Source organism: Ruegeria sp. G10, from assembly GCF_056533645.1.
This window is the reverse complement of sequence record NZ_JBQFOQ010000001.1, coordinates 49,185-70,823: the sequence shown is the minus strand read 5'-3', so window position 1 is coordinate 70,823 and position 21,639 is coordinate 49,185. Positions and strand designations below refer to the sequence as shown.

Sequence of the window (21,639 nt, the reverse complement as noted above, 5' to 3'; positions counted from 1 at the left end):
AAGCAGGCAAGAGGCACTTCATGCGCAGAGTCGTTGTAACCGGTCTGGGATTGGTCACTCCCCTGGCCAGTGGGGTTGAGGAAACCTGGTCGCGTCTGCTGGACGGTGAGTCCGGCGCGGGCCCCATCACGCTGTTTGATGCCGAAGGCAGTGGCGTGACCACGACCTATGCCTGCGAAGTGCCGCGCGGAGACGGTACCGACGGAACATTCAACCCCGATGATTGGATGCCGCCGAAAGAGCAGCGCAAGATCGAGGACTTTATCCTTTATTCGATCGCTGCTGCCGAGATGGCATGCAAGGATGCGAATTGGCTGCCCGAGGATGAAGAAGACCGTCTGCGCACAGGCGTATTGATCGGTTCGGGTATTGGTGGTCTGGGATCGATTGCCGAGACCGCGAACCTGATCCGCGACAAAGGTCCGCGCCGGGTGTCGCCCTTCTTTATTCCCGGCGCTCTGATCAATCTGGCCTCGGGTCAGGTTTCGATCCGCTTTGGATTCAAAGGTCCCAACCACTCGGTCGTGACTGCCTGTTCTACGGGTGCGCATGCGATTGGAGATGCCAGCCGGATCATCCGCTCGGGCGATGCGGATGTGATGATCGCAGGTGGTGGCGAGGGCTGTATCTGCGAGATCGGCATTGCCGGTTTCAACTCATGTAAGGCGCTGTCGACGAAATATGCCGACGATCCGAAAAAAGCGAGCCGCCCCTACGATATTGACCGTGACGGCTTTGTCATGGGCGAGGGTGCGGGTATCGTGGTTCTTGAGGATTATGAGCATGCCAAGGCGCGTGGAGCAAAGATCTACGCTGAAGTGCTGGGCTACGGCATGTCGGGCGATGCATATCACATCACTGCGCCCTCTGAGGACGGCGACGGGGCCGAGCGTTCGATGAAAGCTGCGCTGCGCAGCGCTGGGCTGGAGCCCAAAGATCTGGACTATATCAACGCTCATGGCACCTCGACCATGGCGGATACGATTGAGTTGGGTGCGGTCGAGCGTTTGCTGGGGGATCACGCCGGAAACGCCACCATGAGTTCGACCAAATCCGCGACAGGGCATCTGTTGGGCGCAGCGGGCGCGATTGAGGCGATCTTCTCGATCCTTGCAATCCGCGATCAGGTGGCCCCGCCGACGATCAACCTTGATAACCCGGCTGTCGAGACGCCGATTGATCTGGCGCCGAATGCCAAGCGTGAGCGTGAAATAAATGTTGCGCTGTCAAATTCCTTTGGCTTTGGCGGCACAAACGCGAGCGTGATCTTCGGAAAGGCCAGCTAAATGTGGCGGGCCTTGGCGTCGAACGCGCTGACCGTATTGGTCGTTGGGCTGTTCCTGTTGGGCGGCGTCGTCGTATGGGGGCAGTCTCAATACACGTCCGAGGGCCCGCTTGAAACTGCAATTTGTCTGCAGGTCAGGCCCGGTTCCAACATGACCCGCGTGAGTCAGGAGTTGGAAGATCAGGGGGCGATCAGCAGCGGGCTTATCTTCAGATTGGCCGCAGACTATGCCGATAAATCCCAACAGCTGAAAGCCGGAAGCTTTCTGGTGCGCGAAGGTGCGTCGATGGAGCAGATCATCGATGAGGTCACCCGCAGCGGTGCCAGTACCTGTGGGACCGAAATTGAATACCGCATTGGTGTCACCCGGATGCAAACACGGGTGCGCGAGCTTAATCCCGCCACACTGGACTTTGATGAGGTCGCATCTTTTGTGATCGGTGAGGAAGACGCCCCTGCAGTCTATGAAGAAAAACGCGGGGAGGCGGACACACGCTATCGCATTTCTTTGGCGGAAGGCGTTACCAGCTGGCAGGTTGTAGAGTCGCTCAAAGCGATGGATTTGCTGACCGGTGAGGTTGCCGATCTACCGGCTGAGGGGATGCTTGCGCCTGACAGCTACGAGGTCACGCCGGGTGCGGATCGCAACGCGATTCTTGCAGATATGAAGGAAAAACAGCAGCTAAGGATTAATGCGGCTTGGGAGGGGCGGCAGGACGGCTTGCCCTTGAGCAGCCCCGAAGAGATGTTGATCCTGGCCTCGATCATCGAAAAAGAGACCGGTGTCCCGGATGAACGCGGTCAGGTGGCCAGTGTGTTCGTCAATCGCCTGAATCAGGGTATGAAGTTGCAAACGGACCCGACGGTAATCTATGGTGTTACCAAAGGCCAAGGCACACTTGGCCGTGGCCTGCGCCGCAGCGAACTGCGCCGTGTAACGCCTTGGAATACTTACGTGATCGACGGGCTTCCGCCCACGCCGATTGCCAATCCGGGCATGGCCAGCCTTGAGGCTGCGGTTGCTCCGGCAAGTACAGATTTCATCTTCTTCGTTGCAGATGGAACCGGTGGGCACGCCTTCGCTGAAACACTTCAGGAGCACAATCGCAACGTCGCCAAATGGCGCGAGATTGAGGCCGAGCGAAACTCGGGCAACTGACGCAGCCCGTCTTGGTGAGCTTGTAATAGCGGCCTGATGGATCATCAGGCCGCTCGTTTTTTTGCTCAGGCCGCTTTCGAGCGCCGCGGACGGCGGCGTTTCTGGCCACCGGGTTTGGGCGCGCCGGAGTTTTGCGGTTTTGGTCCACGACGACGATTTCCCTGACGCCGGGCGGGTTTGGCCGGGGTGATCGCTTCGGGCATTTCACCGCTCGCCGTCGGAATTTCGATCTTCATCAGCTTTTGAATCTGGCGCAGCAGATCGACTTCTTCGGCCGAGCAGAACGCGATGGCTTCGCCCTCACGCCCTGCGCGTGCGGTGCGGCCGATGCGATGGACGTAGTTATCGGGCACCTCGGGCAAGTCGTAGTTGATCACATATGCCACACCGGGGATATCGATACCGCGCGCGGCAACGTCCGTGGCGACAAGAATGCTGATCTCGCCGTCGCGAAAGGCCTTGATCGCGCGATCTCGTTGACCCTGGCTTTTGTTGCCGTGGATTGAGGCCGCGTTATAGCCATCAGCCACGAGGCCTTTCATCAGCTTTTCGGCCCCGTGTTTGGTGCGGGAAAAGACCAGTGTCAGCGCATCGGGGTCGGTTGACAGAATTTCGCGCAGCTTCGCCGGTTTGCCGGGCTTGTCAACAAAATGGATCGACTGGGTGATCTTGTCCGCGGCTTTGCCGGGGGGCGAGACCTGCACGCGTTGCGGGTTGGTTAGGTAAGCGCGGCTGAGTTCTTCCATCTGTTTCGGCATGGTAGCCGAGAACAGCATGGTCTGGCGCGGTGTACCCAGTTCAGGCGCGATGCGGCGCAGGGCGTGGATGAACCCCATGTCCAGCATTTGGTCAGCCTCGTCCAGTACCAGATGGCGGACCGAGCTCAGGTCAACGGCCTTGCGTTCCATCAGGTCGATCAGGCGGCCCGGTGTCGCCACCAGGATATCAGTGCCGCGCGACAGGAACATGATCTGCTTGTTGATCGACTGACCGCCGACCACGGTGGCAACGCGCAGTTTGGTCTTTTTGGTGAGGTTGCGCAGGCTGTCGGCGATCTGGTTAACCAGTTCGCGGGTGGGCGCAAGGATCAGCGCCTTGGCGGTTTTGGGGTCGGGCTTGCCGGGCTGGGCCAGCAGGTGATCAATCAAGGGCAGGCCGAAAGCCAGCGTCTTGCCCGTGCCGGTTTGCGCGAGCCCAAGGATATCGTGCCCGTTCAGGGCCAGCGGGATCGCCTGGTTCTGAATTGGGGTGGGCTGAGTGAAATTGGCGCGTTTCAGCGCGTCATTGAGCGCGGGCGCGAGGCCGAGCATGTCGAAGTCGAACAAATAACTATCCTTTGTGGCCCCTTGCGTCGGCGCAGGGGGCGAAATGGGCCGCATCCGCGACCGGCAGGGGTTGTGCGAGACCTCAGGACAAGCAGGCGGTTCCTGCCTTATCCGGCCGTCGCGTCAAGAACCCTGCGTGATGGGGAACTGGGGTGAATCGGGCGCTGTAAGGGCGGGGCGAACCCGCCGATGCTCACGCTTCAGCGCTGCTTGAGGGGCACATGCGCTTTGCGGCCGGGATTGTCAAGCGTCGCGTAGCGAAACGCTTGCGCAAATTGCGCGTTTGCCAGATAGGGGTTCAGAGCGATTTAGGGATAGATCATGACGTTCAGAGCCCTGCAGAGTTCGGATTTGAGGACGGCCAGCATCGCCCTTGTCATCGGTGGGATGATGTGGGGGTTGTACTGGATTCCGGTTCGGTATTTCGTCGACCAAGGGCTGAGCGGTCCATGGCCGGGGATCGTCATGTATACTGCAGCTTTGATCGTGTTGACGCCCTTCCTGATGCGAGAGAGGCGAGCGCTTCTGAGAGACTGGCGCAAGCTGGTCTATAGCGGGATGTTCACCGGTGCAGCGTTTAGCTTGTTCACCATCAGTCTCGTCTATACGGACGTCGTCCGATCAATCCTGCTGTTCTATCTGACACCGGTCTGGGGAACGATCCTGGGCATGTTGTTCCTGGGCGAACGCCTTGGCGCGGCCCGGGGTCTTGGCTTGCTATGTGGTCTGGGCGGCATGTTCATTGTGCTCGGTGGAGAGCAGGGGGTTCCATGGCCGCGCAATATCGGGGACTGGCTGGCCCTGATCTCGGGCATGACCTGGGCTTTGGGGTCCATGGGGCTGTATCGGGCATCCGGTATATCGGTTTCCGGGCAGGTTTTTGCCTTCCTGTCCGGGGCTCTGGCCTTGTCGCTGCTCAGTCTGCCGTTTGCCGTTAGCCTGGGATCACCCGAGAGGGTCGGAGAGATTTTTATCGGCGTCGGGCCGGTAGCGTTGTTGTCGGTCCTCTACACCTTGCCAATGTTCTTCCTTACGATTTGGCCCGCAACAAAGTTGACTCCGGCGCGCGTAGGCCTGCTGCTGATGAGCGAGGTCGTGGTGGGTTTGATCTCGGCTGCGGCCTTTTCTGGCGAACCCTTTGGGATGCGAGAGTTTGCCGGTGCAGCGCTGATCGTAAGTGCCGCTTTTCTAGAGGTGATGCGGAGCTGATCGTAAACGGATCGGACGCTGGGTGTTGCGTGTATGTTGCGTAACACATTGACTTTGCGCACTTAATCGCGTACACCTTATGTCATGCTAGAAGAAGTGGGCGACGGCCCCGGGGCGACCCGGTGGCCGTTTTTCGTTTCTCTCGTGCGGAGAAAACTCACGCATGAGGTCAAAAGCCAAACATGACTTTGATTACCCCGGAAGAGCGGATTTCTCAGACGGCTGATTTGTTGCAGTCGCTTGAACGATCCATTCGCGATCTGCGTCAGGCAGCGGAAGAACTGCGAAAACAGATCACAGCCGGGGAGGATGCAGACCTTGCCGGAACAGGCAAGCAACTGGGTCAGCTAGAGGGGCTGATCCGCAGTTGTCAGAAAGTGGAGACAAGCTTTGTCGAACAACATCACAGACAAGCCGGAATTGCCCAAGGGGGCTATGCGCTCGACCTTGATCGGGCACGATCTGAGATCGGGTGCAGGCTGGCTCGCCTCCGCGCCTGCTGCGGTGCAGGACAGGTTTCTGAGTGAGATCGGGGAGGGAGGGCTGTGCGCCCTCCCTTTTCTGTTCGAGTTCTGGGCGCTGCCGCATCAGTTGCCGCCCGAGGGCGACTGGCGGTCATGGGTGATCATGGGTGGACGCGGCGCGGGCAAGACGCGGGCCGGGGCTGAATGGGTACGGTCTGTGGTCGAGGGGTCTTTGCCGTTGGATAAGGGTGAGGCGTGTCGGGTGGCCTTGGTCGGTGAGACATTCGATCAGGTGCGCGACGTGATGATCTTTGGCGATAGCGGGATTTTGCAGTGTTCGCCGCCGGATCGGCGGCCCGTGTGGAAGGCATCGGAACGCAAGCTGGTCTGGCCCAACGGGGCCGAGGCGCAGGCGTTTTCGGCGCATGATCCCGAGGGGCTGCGCGGGCCGCAGTTCGATGCGGCCTGGGTGGATGAACTGGGCTGTGCTGCGGTAGACAAGGGGACCAACCAGCCCAATAAGTTTCTGGATCCCAAGTCTTCGGAATCGGAATTGCCGAAGTATTCGAATGGGATGCGAGACGACTTTATTTCGGTTCAATATCTTCGGGCGATGCTTGGGTATTGGGGGGATCCGCAGATCAACCCGGTGTCCGAGATTTACGGCGGTCCAATGGTCGATATGTCGAACGCCTATGTCTGGGCCTGGGATGCGCGGCCCTATCCAACCTTCCCTAACTTGCGGTCACAATGGGCTGATGGTGACAACTATGCGCGTGGGCATTGGCTGAACGGGCGATCCGGGTCACGGACGCTGGCTTCGGTGGTGACCGAAATCTGCCATGGGGCCGGCGTGACGGATATTGATGTCTCGGCGCTCTACGGTGTTGTTCGCGGTTATGCAGTCGAAGACGTCATGAACGCGCGCCAGGCCCTGCAGCCGCTGATGCTGCGATTTGGGTTCGACGCGATTGAACGCGACGGGGTGCTGGTGTTTCGCACACGCGATGGGCGGCGTGCGCATGTGCTTGACCCGGACCAAATCGCCATCAGCGCAGATATTGAGGGATCGGTTGAATATCGCCGGGAGGCCGAGGCCGAGATGACAGGCCGCGTGCGCCTGCGATTTGTCCAGTCGGATGCCAATCATGACGTGGTTGCCGAAGAGGCGGTTCTGCCAGACGACAGGACGCATGCGGTCGCAGTGAACGAGATGCAGCTGTCGATGACGCGAGCGGAGGGGCGGCAAACGGTCGAACGATGGTTGAGCGAGTCGCGCATTGCCCGCGAGACGGCCAGATTTTCGCTGCCGCCGTCGCTGTCGCATGTGGGCGCAGGGGATGTCGTAAGCTTGACGGGCGCTGGGCAAGACATGGGCGCGTTGTATCGGATCGACCGTATGGAGCACGCCGAAATGCAGTTGGCCGATGCGGTTCGGATCGAGCCGGGCGTCTATGCGCATGCAGACGTGCAGGATGATGGTGTAACGGCGCAACCCTTCGCAGCGCCGGTTCCGGTCTTGCCAGTGTTCATGGATCTGCCTCTGATCACGGGGTCAGAGGAACCCCATGCGCCGTATCTGGCGACCACCGCCGATCCTTGGCCCGGCAACGTAGCCATCTACGCCGCTGCGCAGGATGAGGACTATAACCTGCAAGAGGTGATCGCTGGTCAGGCCGTGATTGGCTTTACCGAGACACCGCTGCGGCGTGCGAGTGCCGGAATTTGGGATGAAGGTCCAGCGCTGCGGGTCAACCTGATCGATGGTCTGCTCGAGTCGCGCCCACGCGCGGCGTTGCTCAGCGGGGCCAATTTGGCCGCCATCGGGGACGGCACACCCGGTAATTGGGAGCTGTTCCAGTTCTCTGATGCCAACCTCGAGGAAGCAGGTATCTATCACTTGTCGGGGCGTCTGCGCGGCCAATTGGGGACCGACGCTTTGATGCCGGATGTTTGGCCTGAAGGCTCGAGTTTTGTCTTGTTGGACGAACGTGTGTATCAGACCAGTCTGCAGCGTACCGAGCGGCGTATAGCCAAGCACTATCGCATAGGTCCCGCGACGCGCGGTTACGAGGATGCGGCCTATGTGCATCTGGTCGAGGCGTTCGACGGCAACGGGTTGAGGCCTTATGCGCCCGTGCATTTGCGTGTGTCATCGTCAGGCTCGGGGGACGCGTTCACATGGATCAGACGTACGCGCATTGATGGGGACGGTTGGGACGGCCTTGAGGTCCCCGTGGCCGAAGAAAGCGAAACCTATCTGGTCCGTATCCTAACCGAAGGTAGGCTGGTAAGAGAGGTGGTGGTCTCGACGCCCGCATGGTCCTACACATCGGCGATGCAGGCCGATGATGGCCTGAGCGGAGCTTATGAGATTGCAGTGGCACAGGTCTCGGCCGCCTATGGACCGGGGCCGGCTGCCCGGTTTGTAGTGGGCTAAGGCGCTCATGCGTCCAGTGTTACACGGCGATATCAGCGCGGCGGCGCGGGCTTTGTTGGCCGCGCCGCAGCCAGAGCGTTGGCGCCTGTGCGCCCGGATGATTTCCGAAACCGAGCTGGCGGACCGGCATGTGCGCGCAACCGGGCGATTGCACCCGCTATATGGCAACGGAGCGTTGATGAGTGTTGCGCGCACCCGCAGGCTTGCGGATGAACCGTGTTTTGACGATTTGCAATATTGTCAGTGTTTTGAGATGGTTCTGCGCGCCCTGATCCGGTTTCACACTAGCCAGAGGCGCAACTGACGCATTTGGTGGCGGCCAGATCAAGCTCTAGCCGCCCCCGTGCGATGCCTTCGCCGCAATCCTCGCAGTAGCCAAATTCATCTTCGGCCATACGGGCCAACGCGGCCTTGAGACGTAGGATCTCGCTGTCTCGGCGCGCCTGCTGCGCCTTGGCCATCGCCTGGTTCTGCAGGGCATCCATCCGACTAAGACGTCCGATCGCCTGCTGATCCAATTCGACCACCGCCTGCGCCTGCCGTCCGCTCTCGGACTGGGCGTGCAATTCGGCGAGGCGCTTACCGATCAAATCTTCAAAATGCTTTCGATCTTTCGCGTTCATTTTTTGTTGTGCGGTGCATCAAGGGTTTGCGTTTGGAGTTTTTACCTCTAGATGGCATTCTAGGCGCAGCAAAGGATGAAAAGCCATGTTTGAAAAGCGCAGCCAAGTCACACCGGTCGATCCGGTTTGGGATCGCATCACATCAGAAGCCCAATCCGCCGTCGAGAAAGAGCCGCTGATGGGCGGCTTGGTACATGCCTGCGTCCTGCATCATCGCAGTCTGGAACGCGCTTTGTCTTATCGGATTTCGGCTAAGCTGTGCTCGAATGAAATGTCGATGATGGTTCTGCGCGAAATCGTGGATGAGGCTTACGAAGACGACAAATCCCTGATCGCTGCGGCACGGGCTGACCTGATGGCCGTTTACGAGCGGGACCCGGCGTGCCACCGTTTGTTGCAGCCTATCCTGTATTTCAAGGGTTATCAGGCCATGCAGGCCTACCGCGTGGCCCACTGGCTGTGGCGCAAGGGACGTCATGATCTGGCTTATTTCTTCCAGATGCGATCCTCTGAGATCTTCGGGATCGACATCCATCCCGCGGCGAAGATTGGCAAAGGTATCATGATTGATCATGCCCATTCGATCGTGATCGGTGAAACCGCTGTGGTCGGGGACAATGTCTCGATGCTGCATTCGGTGACATTGGGTGGGACCGGCAAGGAAGAAGAACAGCGCCATCCTACAATTGGGGATGGTGTTCTGATCGGAGCCGGAGCCAAGGTGCTGGGCAACATCCAAGTGGGGCACTGCAGCCGCATTGCCGCAGGATCGGTTGTGCTGCAAGAGGTGCCGGCCTGCAAGACGGTCGCGGGAATACCGGCAAAGATCGTGGGCGAGGCGGGCTGCGATCAGCCCTCAATCTCGATGGATCACATGCTTGGGAAAGACCAGTAGCACTTAGTTTGATTGGCTGTTGCGTCGTTCTTGCCGGGCGCGCTTTCGCTCTTCCCGACGTTGCTTGCGCAGCTCAATCCGCCGCTCACGTTCGGCCTTTTGTTGCGCGATCACGGCGGGGTCGCTTGACCTGAACTTTGAATTCTCGCCGGGATAGCTGTTTGGTTTTGCGATGGCAGTAGCCGGAACTGCGGTTGCAGTCAGGACCACCAGAAGCAGGGTTTTGGTCAGATCAGAAACGCGCATGGCCCACCTTTGGATTGCATTCTGTTTGCATCCAAGGTGGTGAAGTCAGGGTGTTTGGGCAACTGCACGGACGATCACGCTTGCTCACATCGTGGCGGTGATCGTGAGAGCACCCGCCGAGGTTAGACCCCGGCGGGTGATGTTTAATCAGGCCAGCATGACCATCGGGTTTTCCAGGTTTTCCACGATGGCTTGCAGCAGTTGAGCCCCCAGTGCGCCGTCGATGACCCGGTGATCGACCGACATGGTAACGGACATCACGGTGGCGACCGTCAGCTCTCCATCATCGCCCACAACCGGTTTTTTCAGCCCGGTGCCGACCGCAAGGATACCGGCGTGCGGTGGGTTCACGATGGCGTCGAAATTGTCGATGCCGAACATGCCGAGGTTCGAGACCGCAAACGTGCCGCCCTGATACTCATGCGGGGCCAGCTTGCGTTCGCGGGCGCGTCCGGCGAGGTCTTTCATCTCGGTCGAGAGCGCAGACAGAGACTTGGTGTCGGCATCCTGCAGGACCGGGGTGAACAGACCGCCTTCGATGGCGACCGCGACGGCCACATCCGATGGTTTCAGTTGCAGAACCCGGTCGCCCGCCCAGACGGCGTTGCATTCGGGAACCTGCTGCAGCGCGTTGGCAACGGCCTTGATGATGAAGTCGTTGACGCTGAGCTTGACGCCCCGGCCTTCCAACTGCTTGTTCAACTGGCTGCGGAACTTGAGCAGCGCGTCCAGCTTGATATCGCGGCGCAGGTAGAAATGCGGGATGGTCTGTTTCGCTTCGCTGAGGCGCGCGGCAATGGTCTTGCGCATGCCGTCCAGCTTGACCTCTTCGTAGTCGCGACCCTCGTACATTTTCGCCACGGCATCCGCAGAGGGACCAGCCGGAGCTGCGGCTGCCGGGGCGGCTGCGGCAGGTGCTGCGGCGGGGGCCGGAGCGATCGCGGTTGCGCCTTCGACGTCGGCTTTGACGATGCGACCATGCGGGCCGGTGCCTGTGATCTGTGCCAGATCCAGGCCCTTTTGCGCCGCGATGCGACGCGCCAGCGGTGAGGCGAAGATACGACCACCATCGGCCTTGGCCGGTGCTGCCGGAGCAGGGGCAGGCGCCTCGGGCGCCGCTGGCGTGGCAGCCTCGTTACCCGCGGCGGCTGCGGGAGCAGCCGCTGGTGCTGCTGCAGGTGCGGTGCCAATGTCATCGGCGCTTTCGCCGTCCTCCAGCAGGACCGCAATCGCAGTGTTGACCTTGACCCCTTCGGAACCCTCGGGGATCAGGATCTTGCCGATGGTGCCTTCGTCAACAGCCTCGAACTCCATCGTGGCTTTGTCGGTTTCGATCTCGGCCAGCAGGTCGCCGGAGGAGACGGTGTCGCCTTCTTTGACCAGCCATTTGGCAAGTGTGCCTTCCTCCATTGTGGGCGAAAGGGCGGGCATCAGAATTTCGGTGGGCATCTGTCTGTCGCTCCTTACCGGTAGGTCACTTGTTTGACGGCGGCGATCACCTCATCGGTGGTGATCAGGGCCAGCTTTTCGAGGTTCGCGGCGTAAGGCATCGGAACATCCTTGCCGGTGCAGTTGATCACCGGCGCATCGAGATAGTCGAACGCTTCCTGCATCACGACCGAGCTGATGTAGCTGCCGACCGAGCCTTGCGGCCAGCCTTCTTCGACGGTCACCAGACGGTTGGTCTTCATCACCGAGTTGATGATTGCGCCGGTGTCCATCGGGCGGATGGTGCGCAGGTCAATCACCTCGGCGCTGATGCCGTCTTCAGCCAGCTTGTCGGCGGCTTCCAGAGCATATTGCATGCCGATGCCGAAGCTGACGATCGTCACGTCCGAGCCTTCTCGCCAAATGCGGGCTTTGCCCAGCGGGATGGTCAAGTCATCCACTTGTGGCACGTCGAAGGACCGCCCGTAGAGGATTTCGTTTTCCAGGAAGACCACCGGGTTGGGATCGCGGATCGCCGATTTCAGCAGGCCCTTAGCATCGGCTGCCGAGTAGGGCATGACAACTTTCAGACCGGGGATTTGCATGTACCACGCGGCGTAGTCCTGGGAGTGCTGCGCGGCTACGCGGGCGGCAGCACCGTTGGGACCACGGAACACGATCGGGCAGCCCATCTGACCGCCAGACATATAGAGCGTCTTGGCGGCGGAGTTGATGATCTGGTCAATCGCCTGCATGGCGAAGTTGAAGGTCATGAACTCGACGATGGGTTTCAGGCCGCCAAAGGCCGAGCCGACGGCGATACCGGCAAAACCATGTTCGGTGATGGGCGTGTCGATGACGCGTTTGCCACCGAATTCATCCAGCAGACCTTGAGAGACTTTGTAGGCGCCTTGATATTCGGCGACTTCTTCACCCATCAGGTAAACGTCTCCATCACTGCGCATTTCTTCTGCCATCGCGTCGCGGAGAGACTCGCGGACCGTTTGCTGCGCCATCTCGGCGTCTGCGGGCCAGTCGGGGGACAGGTCCACGACCGGCGCGGCAGGCGCTGCTGCTGCAGGAGCGGAGGCCTCAACCGCCGCAGGGGCGGCCTCGGTCACCGCTGCGGCTGCGGGCGCAGCCGCGGGCAGGGCGGAGGCGTCTTCGCCTTCTTCGACCAGGATCGCGATGGGGGTATTGACCTTGACCCCTTCGGTGCCTTCGTCGATCAGGATCTTGCCGACGATGCCTTCATCGACGGCTTCGAACTCCATCGTCGCTTTGTCGGTTTCGATCTCGGCCATGATATCGCCCGAAGATACGGTGTCGCCTTCCTTGACCAGCCATTTGGCCAGCGTGCCCTCTTCCATTGTGGGCGAAAGGGCGGGCATGAGAATTTCGGTTGCCATGTCTTAGTCGTCCTCTCAGGCGTAAATGTCGGTCCAGAGCTCTTCGACAGAAGGCTCGGGGCTTTCTTTTGAGAATTCGGCGGCCTGATTGACGATCTCTTTGATCTCTTTGTCGATCGCTTTCAGGTCATCCTCGGTCGCGTGTTTGCCGGTCAGCAGCAGCTCGCGCACGTGTTCGATCGGATCGCTTTGTTCGCGGACCTTCTGAACTTCTTCGCGGGTGCGGTACTTGGCCGGGTCGGACATCGAGTGGCCGCGGTAGCGGTAGGTTTTCACCTCAAGAATATAAGGGCCCTTGCCAGCGCGGCAGTGGGCCACGGCCTTTTCGCCTGCGGCTTTGACAGCCAGAACATCCATGCCGTTAACGATCTCACCGGGGATGCCGAAGGCCTCACCGCGGTGGTAGATGTCCTTGGTCGAGGTCGAACGCGCCTGCGATGTGCCCATAGCGTATTGGTTGTTCTCGATGACGAATACGACTGGCAGTTCCCAGATAGCCGCCATGTTGAAGGTCTCGTAGACCTGACCCTGGTTGGCCGCGCCGTCGCCGAAGTAGGTGAAGGTGACGCCACCGTTTTCCTTATACTTGTCGGCGAAGGCCAGACCCGCACCCAGCGGGACCTGCGCGCCGACGATGCCGTGGCCGCCGTAGAAATGCTTTTCTTTCGAGAACATATGCATCGAGCCGCCCTTGCCCTTGGACAAGCCGCCCTCGCGCCCGGTCAGTTCGGCCATCACGCCGCCCGGGTCCATCCCGCAGGCCAGCATGTGACCGTGGTCGCGGTAGGAGGTGATGCGTTTATCACCCTCTTTCGCTGCAGCCTCGAGCCCGACGACAACCGCCTCTTGTCCGATGTAAAGGTGGCAGAACCCGCCGATCAGACCCATACCGTAAAGCTGGCCCGCCTTTTCTTCGAATCGGCGGATCAGTAGCATCTCGCGGTAGTATGTAGTCAGTTCTTCCGCAGAAACATTTGGTTTCTTTGTGGTTTTTCGCGCAGCCATTGTGGCGATCTCCCCCTTTCGGCAAGATAGTTTAGCGTTAAACTATCTTCTAAGGCATTTCGCTTCATCTGGCGAGGGTAAAAGTGACGCGGGGGCAGGGCGCGCATCTTTCCAGGATGCAGCGCTTGTTTCATGGGCGGAACGGTGCGGAGATTTTTCGTCGAAAAATCTTGTCAGCGGATGACGATTTCGTCGGCGCGGATCATGCCGAGCACCGAGCGCGCTTGCTGATCCAGCAAGTCGAGATCCAGATAGGTGTCGGACAGGCGGCGGGTCAGGTTCTCCATCCGGGCGATTTCGGAATTCAGCCGTTCCAGATCATGCGAGAGCGCTGTGCGTTCTGCTGCAATCTCGACACGGCGAAACAGGCCGTAATCCCCCTGCACGGCGGCAAAGGTGAAATAGACGCCGAGCATGAAAGCAACCGAGAAAAAGATGAAAGCCCCCAGACCGGGCCGATGGGAACGGGTCACTGTGTCAACCGCCGTGTAACAAACTGCCTCAGAAACGCATCCTTTGCGGATGTCTGCACGCACTATGTCACAGCTGATTCGGCTTGTGAATCCCCCTCCGCGCAAAATGCTGCGCCGGGCGGCTTACTGGTCCAGTGCGGCCACACCCGGCAGGGTCTTGCCTTCCATCCATTCCAGGAATGCTCCACCAGCGGTCGAGATATACGAGAAATCCGCCGCCGCGCCGGATGCGTTCAGGGCGGCGACCGTATCGCCTCCACCCGCGACCGACGTCAGCTTGCCGTCGTGGGTCAGCGCGGCGGCCTTCAGCGCGGCGGCGTTGGTGGCCGCGTCGAACGGGGTGAGTTCGAACGCGCCCAGCGGGCCATTCCAGATCAGAGTCTGGCTTTTCTCCAAGACCTCGGAGACGGCGGCGACGCTTTCGGGACCGGCGTCGAGGATCATCGCGTCGGCGGGGCATTGATCTGCGGGCAGAACCTGATGCGGCGCGTTGGCCTCGAATGCTTCAGCCACGACGATGTCACGGGGCAGGACGATGGTGCAGCCTGCGGCTTCAGCCTTGCCGAGGATTTCGGCGGCGGTGTCGGTCATTGCGTGTTCGGCCAATGATTTGCCGACATCCAGCCCCTGCGCAACAAGGAACGTGTTGGCCATGCCTCCACCGATGACCAGATAGTCGACCTTCTCAATCAGGTTGCTCAGCAGGTCCAGCTTGGTGGACACTTTCGCGCCCCCTACAACCGCCGTGACGGGGCGTTTGGGCGCGCCTAGGGCGGCCTCAAGCGCGCTGAGTTCTTGTTGCATTAGGCGCCCGGCACAGGCGGGCAGTAGACGGGCCAGCGCCTCGGTCGAGCTGTGGGCGCGGTGGGCGGCCGAGAAGGCATCGTTGCAATAGACGTCGCCCAGCTTTGCCATGCCTTCTGCAAGAGGCACGCTGTTTTTGGTTTCCTCGGCATGGAAGCGGGTGTTTTCCAGCAGCAGGACCTCTCCATCGCCCAGTGATGCGGCGGCGGTTTCGGCATCAGGCCCGACGCAATCCTCGGCAAAGCGGACGGGAACGGCAAACGCCGCCTCAAGCGCGGGCACCAGTTGTTTCAGGGACATCTCAGCAATGCGTTCGCCCTTGGGACGCCCGAAATGGGCCAGCAGGATCGGCTTGCCGCCAGCAGCGAGGATATCGCGCACGGTGGGCACAATGCGCTGGATGCGGGTGTCATCTGTGACCACGCCATCCGCGACGGGCACGTTGATATCCACGCGCACCAGAACCCGTTTGCCGTTCAGATCCATATCGTCCAGAGATTTCCAGCCCATCGTGCCTATCCTTGCCCATTGCATCCGTTTCAGGCGGTTCTTTTCCTGCATTTTGCCTTCAGGTCAATGCGTCACTTGGCATTCGCGCCCCCGCGTCTTAGGTATTTGCGCAAGTTTCAAAGACAGGAGGGCCAGATGGCCGAGATCAAAGACCCCGAAAACACGATCATCATCGAGCTGAAGGACGGCAACGTCGTGATCGAGCTGCTGCCGGACGTGGCCCCTCAGCATTCGGCCCGCATGAAGGAACTGGCGCGTGGTGGCGAGTATGACAACGTGGCTTTTCACCGTGTGATCGACGGTTTCATGGCGCAGACCGGCGACGTGCAGCATGGTGACATGGAAGACGGGTTCAACATCCGCATGGCGGGCACCGGTGGTTCCTCGCTGCCGAATGTCCCGGCCGAGTTCTCGAAACTGCCCCATGATCGCGGTACGCTGGGCGCTGCACGCTCGGCCAACCCGGATTCGGCCAATTCGCAGTTCTTTATCAACTTCAAGGACAACCACTTCCTGAACGGTCAATACACCGTCTATGGCCGCGTCATCGACGGGATGGAGCATGTGGATGCCATCGTACGCGGTGAGCCGCCTGCGAGCCCCGACCGGATGATCAGCGTCAAGGTGGCCGCCGATGTATAAGCTGGCCGCCGCATTCGCTCTGCTGGCCAGCCCTGCGCTGGCTACGGGTCTTGAGATCGAGATCGAAGGTGAGGGCGCCAACGGCACCGTCACCGTCGACCTGTTCGAGGATCTCGCACCGCAGCATGTCGAACAGATCACCGCGCTGGCCGCCGCCGGGCAGTATGATGGCGTGGTGTTCCATCGTGTGATCGACGGTTTCATGGCGCAGACCGGCGATGTCGAACATGGCCGTCTGGGCGCGGATATGCGCCGCGCGGGCACCGGTGGCTCGGACCGTCCCGATCTGCCTGCCGAGTTCTCGGACTATAACTATGACCGGGGCGTGGTCGGTATGGCGCGGGCGCAGGATCCCGACAGTGCCAACTCGCAGTTCTTCATCATGTTTGCGCCGGGTCCGTTCCTGAACGGCCAGTACACAGTGGTCGGTCAGGTCACGGACGGGATGGATGTGGTCGATGCGATCAAGCGCGGCGACGGGCCGAATGGCGCGGTCATCGGCCAGCCGGATGCGATGAAAAAGGTCACTGTGACCGAATGAACGAACAGGGCCCCGGTGCGGATTGCGCCGGGGCCTTTGCTTTGGGGCTTAGTCGTCGCCCATGGCCCGCCAGATCACGGCGCCGATTGCAGCACCGATCAGCGGGGCCACCCAGAACAGCCACAACTGCGCCAGCGCCGGGCCGTCGGCAAACAGGGCAACGCCGGTTGATCGCGCCGGGTTGACGGATGTGTTCGTCACCGGGATCGAGATCAGGTGGATCAGGGTCAGCCCAAGGCCGATGGCGATGGGCGCAAACCCTTCGGGTGCAAAATTCGACGTCGCGCCCAGAATGATCACGATGAAGAACGCGGTCATCACGATCTCGATGATCAGCGCCGACATCAGTGAGTACCCCTCGGGCGAAGCCTCGCCATATCCGTTTGAGGCAAAGCCGCCCGCGCCTTCGAAACCGGGCGCACCGCTGACGATCAGATACAGCACCGCAGCGGCGGCAATCGCGCCGATCACCTGCGCAATCCAGTAGGGGATCAGGTCTTTGGCGTCGAACCGCCCTCCGATCATCAGGCCCAGACTGACCGCAGGGTTGAAATGCCCGCCCGAGATATGACCCACGGCATAGGCCATGGTCAGAACCGTCAGGCCAAAGGCAAACGAAACGCCCAGCCAGCCGATACCCACATCGGCCACACCTGCCGCCAGTACCGCGCTGCCGCAGCCGCCCAGGACCAGCCAGAACGTGCCGAAAAACTCGGCCATGAGTTTTGATGACATGAAATCTCCTCCGGAAAACAATGGGGTGGAGTGTAATTCAGAAATCAGTTTTTGTGAAATTGAAGTTTGCGGCCCGTTTCAGGCGATGGGTTTGCCAGATGCAGGGCGCGGGGGTAGACCTGAGGGACCCTCTTCAGTTTTCAGCGGGGTCCGTATGGGGCAAGAACGCAAACAACCTTTCACTCCGAAGGTCGCGGTGGGCGAGCCGTTTTACGAGCTTGTGCAAGAGGCCTATCGCGTGTTCGCCTATCCCAAACCTGCAAGCATCGAGGTGTGCGAGGGATGCTGCATGGATGCCGATATCGAGGCAGATTTCTTCAACCCTCCGATCGGCGATCTGCCACTGAGCTATGTTCAGGACTGGTACTTTGCGGCTTATGATCCCAGCGGGATCGCCAAAGCGACATGGGGTTATCTTCTGCCGCGTGTGCTGGAAATTCTGGCCTATGGCGAGGATGTCAGCAACGCCGGCCCCGAAGTCAGTCTGAACCGGTTCGCCACAGGCGTGGCCGCGAACTGGTCTGCCGACGAATGGAGCGTTCTGGACCGCTTCCAGCGCCTTTACCTGAACCGCGCCCTTGCGGATGATATGGGCGAGGCGCTTGACGATACATTGTGCATGTTCGCGCTGGCTGGTTGGCCGTTGCAGGAGCTGCTGGATCAGGTGGCGGCACAGCGCAGCGCGGTTCTGGCCCGCCGGTTCTGGCGGGATTGGTGTGCGGGGCGCGTACCGGGGCGCGAGTCGGTCTGGATGACCGCCTTCTGGGAAAGCCCAGCGCGCACCGAGGTGTTCGATTTTTACACCTCTCGCGCGATGTATCGCAGGTTGCAGCAGTTGGCCTTTGCCGATGATACGCCGCCTGATCTGTCAGAGAAGGCGTTGGCCGTCGCAGCCGTCATTGAAACGGACGCAAGCTGGAACCAGCCGCCGGATTAGCCGAGCATCAAGTCAGCCGGATACGGCCCGATCAAAGAAAAACGCCGCAGCGCGGGCTGCGGCGTTGGTCTCTGAAATCCGGTGCTGGATTTACTTCTGTGCTTCCGCAGCAGGGTTGGCCCCCGATTTGCCACCGCGGCCCGGGTTCAGCGGGTCGTCCTGACGCTGTACAGAGCCTTCGAAATGCGCGCCGCTTTCGATGGCGATGGTCTTGTGGATGATGTCGCCTTCCACCCGTGCGGTGGAGGTCAGGCGGACCTTCAGGCCACGCACACGGCCCACGATGCGGCCATTGACCACAACGTCATCGGCGGTGACTTCGCCCTTGATGGTGGCGGTTTCGCCGATGGTCAGCAGATGGGCGCGGATGTCGCCTTCGACGGTGCCTTCGACTTGGATATCGCCCGAGGTCTTCAGGTTGCCGGTGATGTGCAGGTCCGAGGACAGGACCGATGCGGGCGGCTTGGGCTTGGGCGGGGTGCTGGCCTTGGTTTCAGCCGGGGCAGGCGCCGCCGGAGTGGCCGGAGCGGCGGGTTTTGCTGCCTCAGGCTCTTTCGATCCGGGTTCGTTGATTTTGCTCTTAGAAAACATTTCTCGCAGCCTTGATGTAAGTCATTGGATTTACAGGTTTTCCGTTCACGCGCACCTCATAGTGCAGGTGCGTGCCGGTGGACCGTCCGGTGCTACCCATATCAGCAATATGATCCCCGCGCGAGACCCTTTGACCAACCTTTACACGTATCTTTGTGTTATGAGCGTAAAGTGTCTCAATCCCGAAGGCGTGCCTGATCTTGACCAGCCGTCCAAAGCCCGATTGCCAGCCCGCATGAGTGACCACGCCATCAGCCGTCGCAAAGATATCGGTGCCGGCCGGGCCGGCGAAATCTGCGCCGTTATGCATGCGACGGCCCCCGGTTTTGGGGTCTCGGCGGGTGCCATAGCCGCTGGTGAAGCGAACCGCTGCGCGCACCGGGCTGGCGAAGGGGGCCTTTTCGGCAGCGATGCGATAGAGGTTCAGCTGGTCCATCTGTTCCAGCAGGATATTGGCGCGGATCTGGTCGGGGGTCAGTTCCTCACCGCGTGTGCTCAGGGATAAAGGGGTCAGCGGACCGCCCATACCGCTATATCCGCGCCGAACTTCGTCGAGGATACGATCTGTTGGCATGCCCGCGCTGCGGAACATTTTGTCCAAGGGCTCGACCGAGATCAGCATTGCCTCTTCCAACTGGCGGAAGATCTCGTCGCTGCGTTCCTGCATCAGCCGGATTTCCAGCTCCAGCTCATCTTTCTGATCCAGCGCACCCTGCGCGTCGGCGGCGATCTGGTCGCGCTGCGCTGCGGTGCGGGCCAGTGCCTCGGTCATGAAGGCCATTTGCGCCGGGTTGGCCGACGCCATCATATAGGCCGCATCGCCATCCGAACTGTCCTTCAGCTCGGCCAGCTCGGAACGGGCGTCTTCACGCTGTTTCATGGTTGCGCGCAGCGTGGTTTGGATCACTTCGATCCCGGTCTCAAGCTCACGACGCCGGTTTTCCGATTCCAGCAGCTCGGACTGCATCACAGAAATTTGCTCCAGCGCCGCGTTGAACCGTTCATGAGCGGCCAACGCTTCGGCGGCGCGCGCGTCGCGTTCCGCCGACAGGATGTTCAGCCGTTCCTGATAGGTCGCCTGATCGCGCTTGGCCTGTTCCCGGAAATTCCCCGACCCGATGCTATCCATCAGCAGGATGGACGTTGCGATCGCCGTCCAGGCGACCATCACGGCGACGCCTGCGACGGCGGCGATCTGAGTCTCGGAACTCAGCCGGATGAACCGGGTGTCATTGTCGGATTTCAGAAAGACCCGGCGTTCAGGAAAGTGCCGCTCGAGCAGTGAGTGTAGTTTTATTGCCAGACGTGTGCGCACGCGTCCTACCTCAATTGTCCCCATATCCCGGAGCCGGTCGTGAGTGAGTAGCCGCCCCTTGGGGCGACTGCATAAAGCGGTCGGGTCAATCGGGCAAGTTTGTTAACCAATCAAGCGCCCCGAGCGGGGAATTCCCGCAGGCGATCGGCGGGAACTTGCCGAAACCGGGCGTTTCCGGTCAGTCGGCCACAACTCCTGGTGGTGGCAACTCTTCGGTCAGCGGCCAGTAGAAATCGGGCGGCAGGCCCGCTTCGGCGCGCTTTTCCTCGTTGAAGGGTGGCTTGAGTGCACCGTGGAAATAGCGGCGCACCAGCGTGTGGAACACATCCTTGGGATCCGCATTTTCGCGTCCGCACAGGAAGTGGAACCATTTCGAGCCATAGGCGACATGGCCGACCTCTTCGGCATAGATCACTTCCAGCGCGGCCACGGCGTCATCTGCCTTGGCCTTGCGGAAAATGTCGATCATGCCGGGGGTGACGTCCAGCCCGCGGGCCTCAAGCACCATGGGCACCACGGCGAGGCGGCCCATCAGGTCCTCAGCCGTGTCCTCGGCCGCGCGCCACATGCCCGCATGGGCGGGTAGGGCACCGTAATGGCTGTTCATCTGTTCAAGGCAATCGCAGATCATCTCGAAATGGCGCGATTCTTCTTCGGCGCATTTGACCCAGTCGTCGTAGAACCCGATGGGCATCGGGACGTGGCCGAACCGGGCGATGATGTCCCAGTGCAGGTCCACCGCGTTCAGCTCGATATGGGCGACCGCGTGCAGCAGGGCGATGCGCCCGGCCTCGGACCCCGGCCTGCGGCGCGGCACATCGCGCGGCGACAGCAGGTCGGGCTTGTCCGGGCGCGCCGGGTTCAGCGGGGGCGTGGCGGTTCCGATCTCGATCGCCTCAGCCTCGCCCTTGCGGGATGCGAACCAAGCGGCGGCGTGACGTTTGGATAGCGCGGTCTTGGCCCGCCCATCCGCTGTGGTCAGAACCTCGGTCGCCATTTGGGTCAGTGTTTTCGCCACGGCTTGTCCCCTTACGCTGTATGCGTGCGGGGCATAGCGCGGATGCAAGGGCGGGTCGAGAGGGTCAGAGCCCGCGCACGGCCTCAAGCACCTCATCGACGTGGCCGGGAACCTTCACCTTGCGCCAGACGCGGGCGATCTTGCCCTCGGCGTCGATCAGGAAGGTTGAGCGTTCGATGCCCATGGATTTGCGGCCATACATATTCTTTTCGACCCAGACGCCGTAATCCTCGCACACGGTCTGGCCGTCATCGGACAGCAGTGGCGTGGTCAGCCCGTGTTTGGCGACGAATTTGTCATGCTTGGCGACAGTGTCGCGCGAGATGCCGAAAACGTTAGCGCCTGCGTCACTAAATGCCTGAAGCTGTTCCGAGAAACCGATGGATTCCTTGGTGCAGCCCGGCGTATCATCGCGGGGATAGAAAAACAGAACGACGGCGCGACCGCGTTGTTCCGACAGGGTCACGTCTCCGCCGCCGTCACGAGGCAGTGTAAAGTCGGGTGCGATGTCTGAAACGTCGGGCATTTTGAACTCCGGCTGAAAAATTTAAGGGTCGCCCATTATCATAGGGCACTGTGAGCGGG

The 21,639-nt window shown here is 60.7% G+C and carries 22 protein-coding genes; 9 read left to right on the top strand and 13 right to left on the bottom strand.

What is annotated here, in order from left to right:
• Positions 1–20: 20 nt before the first annotated feature.
• Positions 21–1,286 (top strand): beta-ketoacyl-ACP synthase II, encoded by a 1,266-nt coding sequence (gene fabF, locus ACR0KM_RS00315; protein ID WP_480819663.1) that lies wholly within the window; start codon positions 21–23, stop codon positions 1,284–1,286.
• A complete protein-coding gene (gene mltG, locus ACR0KM_RS00310; RefSeq protein WP_480857282.1) occupies positions 1,287–2,444 on the top strand; it encodes an endolytic transglycosylase MltG in 1,158 nt (385 codons plus the stop codon). It begins immediately after the preceding gene.
• A gap of 65 nt (positions 2,445–2,509) precedes the next feature.
• Here mltG and ACR0KM_RS00305 read toward each other — a convergent pair whose 3' ends face one another.
• A complete protein-coding gene (locus tag ACR0KM_RS00305; RefSeq protein WP_480857285.1) occupies positions 2,510–3,769 on the bottom strand; it encodes a DEAD/DEAH box helicase in 1,260 nt (419 codons plus the stop codon).
• 321 nt (positions 3,770–4,090) lie between these two features.
• Here ACR0KM_RS00305 and ACR0KM_RS00300 point away from each other — a divergent pair, with 321 nt between their 5' ends.
• The 3 genes from ACR0KM_RS00300 (at position 4,091) to ACR0KM_RS00290 (ending at position 8,186) form a co-directional block, all read left to right on the top strand.
• The gene (locus ACR0KM_RS00300; protein ID WP_480819666.1) at positions 4,091–4,978 is read left to right on the top strand and encodes a DMT family transporter; all 888 of its coding nucleotides are present in this window, start codon (positions 4,091–4,093) and stop codon (positions 4,976–4,978) included.
• Positions 4,979–5,413: 435 nt separating this feature from the next.
• Entirely contained in the window at positions 5,414–7,882 is a 2,469-nt protein-coding gene (locus ACR0KM_RS00295; RefSeq protein WP_480865446.1) for a phage tail protein, read from the top strand.
• A 7-nt stretch (positions 7,883–7,889) separates the two neighbouring features.
• Complete coding sequence (locus ACR0KM_RS00290; protein WP_480857286.1) at positions 7,890–8,186, top strand: DUF7742 family protein; 297 nt, start codon at positions 7,890–7,892, stop codon at positions 8,184–8,186.
• Here ACR0KM_RS00290 and ACR0KM_RS00285 read toward each other — a convergent pair.
• On the bottom strand, positions 8,167–8,505 hold the full coding sequence (locus tag ACR0KM_RS00285) for a TraR/DksA family transcriptional regulator (protein WP_480857289.1): 339 nt from the start codon (positions 8,503–8,505) through the stop codon (positions 8,167–8,169). The two genes, ACR0KM_RS00290 and ACR0KM_RS00285, sit on opposite strands and share 20 nt — an antisense overlap.
• Before the next feature lie 85 nt (positions 8,506–8,590).
• On the opposite strand from ACR0KM_RS00285, the gene cysE reads away from it, so the two are divergent.
• On the top strand, positions 8,591–9,400 hold the full coding sequence (gene cysE, locus ACR0KM_RS00280) for a serine O-acetyltransferase (RefSeq protein ID WP_480819669.1): 810 nt from the start codon (positions 8,591–8,593) through the stop codon (positions 9,398–9,400).
• Positions 9,401–9,403: 3 nt separating this feature from the next.
• Here cysE and ACR0KM_RS00275 read toward each other — a convergent pair whose 3' ends face one another.
• The 6 genes from ACR0KM_RS00275 to ACR0KM_RS00250 all read right to left on the bottom strand — a co-directional run bounded on the left by ACR0KM_RS00275 (position 9,404) and on the right by ACR0KM_RS00250 (position 15,275).
• Positions 9,404–9,646 (bottom strand): hypothetical protein, encoded by a 243-nt coding sequence (locus ACR0KM_RS00275; protein WP_480857291.1) that lies wholly within the window; start codon positions 9,644–9,646, stop codon positions 9,404–9,406.
• 147 nt (positions 9,647–9,793) lie between these two features.
• Positions 9,794–11,095 carry a pyruvate dehydrogenase complex dihydrolipoamide acetyltransferase gene (locus ACR0KM_RS00270; protein ID WP_480857293.1) on the bottom strand — a complete coding sequence of 434 codons (1,302 nt, stop codon included), beginning with the start codon at positions 11,093–11,095 and terminating at the stop codon, positions 9,794–9,796.
• A gap of 14 nt (positions 11,096–11,109) precedes the next feature.
• A complete protein-coding gene (locus ACR0KM_RS00265) occupies positions 11,110–12,483 on the bottom strand; it encodes a pyruvate dehydrogenase complex E1 component subunit beta (RefSeq protein ID WP_480857295.1) in 1,374 nt (457 codons plus the stop codon).
• Positions 12,484–12,498: 15 nt separating this feature from the next.
• Positions 12,499–13,488, bottom strand: a complete 990-nt coding sequence (gene pdhA, locus ACR0KM_RS00260; protein WP_480819672.1) for a pyruvate dehydrogenase (acetyl-transferring) E1 component subunit alpha — start codon at positions 13,486–13,488, stop codon at positions 12,499–12,501.
• 173 nt (positions 13,489–13,661) lie between these two features.
• Positions 13,662–13,961 (bottom strand): FtsB family cell division protein, encoded by a 300-nt coding sequence (locus tag ACR0KM_RS00255; protein WP_480528784.1) that lies wholly within the window; start codon positions 13,959–13,961, stop codon positions 13,662–13,664.
• Positions 13,962–14,084: 123 nt separating this feature from the next.
• On the bottom strand, positions 14,085–15,275 hold the full coding sequence (locus tag ACR0KM_RS00250) for a phosphoglycerate kinase (RefSeq protein WP_480857297.1): 1,191 nt from the start codon (positions 15,273–15,275) through the stop codon (positions 14,085–14,087).
• Positions 15,276–15,410: 135 nt separating this feature from the next.
• On the opposite strand from ACR0KM_RS00250, the gene ACR0KM_RS00245 reads away from it, so the two are divergent.
• Both ACR0KM_RS00245 and ACR0KM_RS00240 read left to right on the top strand, forming a co-directional pair.
• A complete protein-coding gene (locus ACR0KM_RS00245) occupies positions 15,411–15,917 on the top strand; it encodes a peptidylprolyl isomerase (RefSeq protein ID WP_480528787.1) in 507 nt (168 codons plus the stop codon).
• Positions 15,910–16,458, top strand: coding sequence for a peptidylprolyl isomerase (locus tag ACR0KM_RS00240; protein ID WP_480819674.1), 549 nt, complete (start codon positions 15,910–15,912; stop codon positions 16,456–16,458). The genes ACR0KM_RS00245 and ACR0KM_RS00240 overlap by 8 nt, the downstream gene beginning before the upstream one ends.
• A gap of 48 nt (positions 16,459–16,506) precedes the next feature.
• Here ACR0KM_RS00240 and aqpZ read toward each other — a convergent pair whose 3' ends face one another.
• The gene (gene aqpZ / locus ACR0KM_RS00235) at positions 16,507–17,193 is read right to left on the bottom strand and encodes an aquaporin Z (protein ID WP_480528789.1); all 687 of its coding nucleotides are present in this window, start codon (positions 17,191–17,193) and stop codon (positions 16,507–16,509) included.
• 154 nt (positions 17,194–17,347) lie between these two features.
• On the opposite strand from aqpZ, the gene ACR0KM_RS00230 reads away from it, so the two are divergent.
• A complete protein-coding gene (locus ACR0KM_RS00230; protein WP_480857300.1) occupies positions 17,348–18,130 on the top strand; it encodes a hypothetical protein in 783 nt (260 codons plus the stop codon).
• A gap of 90 nt (positions 18,131–18,220) precedes the next feature.
• Here the strand turns inward: ACR0KM_RS00230 and ACR0KM_RS00225 are convergent, their stop codons facing one another.
• The 4 genes from ACR0KM_RS00225 to ACR0KM_RS00210 form a co-directional block, all read right to left on the bottom strand.
• The gene (locus tag ACR0KM_RS00225) at positions 18,221–18,721 is read right to left on the bottom strand and encodes a bactofilin family protein (RefSeq protein WP_480819677.1); all 501 of its coding nucleotides are present in this window, start codon (positions 18,719–18,721) and stop codon (positions 18,221–18,223) included.
• Positions 18,711–20,036 (bottom strand): DUF5930 domain-containing protein, encoded by a 1,326-nt coding sequence (locus ACR0KM_RS00220; RefSeq protein WP_480857303.1) that lies wholly within the window; start codon positions 20,034–20,036, stop codon positions 18,711–18,713. The genes ACR0KM_RS00225 and ACR0KM_RS00220 overlap by 11 nt, the downstream gene beginning before the upstream one ends.
• Positions 20,037–20,214: 178 nt before the next feature.
• Positions 20,215–21,033 carry a ferritin-like domain-containing protein gene (locus ACR0KM_RS00215; RefSeq protein WP_480857635.1) on the bottom strand — a complete coding sequence of 273 codons (819 nt, stop codon included), beginning with the start codon at positions 21,031–21,033 and terminating at the stop codon, positions 20,215–20,217.
• Positions 21,034–21,118: 85 nt separating this feature from the next.
• Positions 21,119–21,580: a peroxiredoxin gene (locus ACR0KM_RS00210; RefSeq protein ID WP_480819679.1), complete on the bottom strand. Its 462-nt coding sequence runs from the start codon at positions 21,578–21,580 to the stop codon at positions 21,119–21,121.
• Positions 21,581–21,639: the final 59 nt, after the last annotated feature.

Bases quoted from the DNA above. Each gene is read 5' to 3' on its own strand.
- ACR0KM_RS00295 (WP_480865446.1), top strand. From the start codon at position 5,414: ATGCGCTCGACCTTGATCGGGCACGATCTGAGATCGGGTGCAGGCTGG.
- ACR0KM_RS00225 (WP_480819677.1), bottom strand. From the start codon at position 18,721: ATGTTTTCTAAGAGCAAAATCAACGAACCCGGATCGAAAGAGCCTGAG.
- ACR0KM_RS00250 (WP_480857297.1), bottom strand. From the start codon at position 15,275: ATGGGCTGGAAATCTCTGGACGATATGGATCTGAACGGCAAACGGGTT.
- ACR0KM_RS00265 (WP_480857295.1), bottom strand. From the start codon at position 12,483: ATGGCAACCGAAATTCTCATGCCCGCCCTTTCGCCCACAATGGAAGAG.
- ACR0KM_RS00285 (WP_480857289.1), bottom strand. From the start codon at position 8,505: ATGAACGCGAAAGATCGAAAGCATTTTGAAGATTTGATCGGTAAGCGC.
- mltG (WP_480857282.1), top strand. From the start codon at position 1,287: ATGTGGCGGGCCTTGGCGTCGAACGCGCTGACCGTATTGGTCGTTGGG.
- ACR0KM_RS00245 (WP_480528787.1), top strand. From the start codon at position 15,411: ATGGCCGAGATCAAAGACCCCGAAAACACGATCATCATCGAGCTGAAG.
- ACR0KM_RS00230 (WP_480857300.1), top strand. From the start codon at position 17,348: ATGGGGCAAGAACGCAAACAACCTTTCACTCCGAAGGTCGCGGTGGGC.
- ACR0KM_RS00290 (WP_480857286.1), top strand. From the start codon at position 7,890: ATGCGTCCAGTGTTACACGGCGATATCAGCGCGGCGGCGCGGGCTTTG.
- ACR0KM_RS00240 (WP_480819674.1), top strand. From the start codon at position 15,910: ATGTATAAGCTGGCCGCCGCATTCGCTCTGCTGGCCAGCCCTGCGCTG.
- ACR0KM_RS00215 (WP_480857635.1), bottom strand. From the start codon at position 21,033: ATGGCGACCGAGGTTCTGACCACAGCGGATGGGCGGGCCAAGACCGCG.
- ACR0KM_RS00275 (WP_480857291.1), bottom strand. From the start codon at position 9,646: ATGCGCGTTTCTGATCTGACCAAAACCCTGCTTCTGGTGGTCCTGACT.
- ACR0KM_RS00270 (WP_480857293.1), bottom strand. From the start codon at position 11,095: ATGCCCACCGAAATTCTGATGCCCGCCCTTTCGCCCACAATGGAGGAA.
- cysE (WP_480819669.1), top strand. From the start codon at position 8,591: ATGTTTGAAAAGCGCAGCCAAGTCACACCGGTCGATCCGGTTTGGGAT.
- ACR0KM_RS00210 (WP_480819679.1), bottom strand. From the start codon at position 21,580: ATGCCCGACGTTTCAGACATCGCACCCGACTTTACACTGCCTCGTGAC.
- aqpZ (WP_480528789.1), bottom strand. From the start codon at position 17,193: ATGTCATCAAAACTCATGGCCGAGTTTTTCGGCACGTTCTGGCTGGTC.
- fabF (WP_480819663.1), top strand. From the start codon at position 21: ATGCGCAGAGTCGTTGTAACCGGTCTGGGATTGGTCACTCCCCTGGCC.
- pdhA (WP_480819672.1), bottom strand. From the start codon at position 13,488: ATGGCTGCGCGAAAAACCACAAAGAAACCAAATGTTTCTGCGGAAGAA.
- ACR0KM_RS00300 (WP_480819666.1), top strand. From the start codon at position 4,091: ATGACGTTCAGAGCCCTGCAGAGTTCGGATTTGAGGACGGCCAGCATC.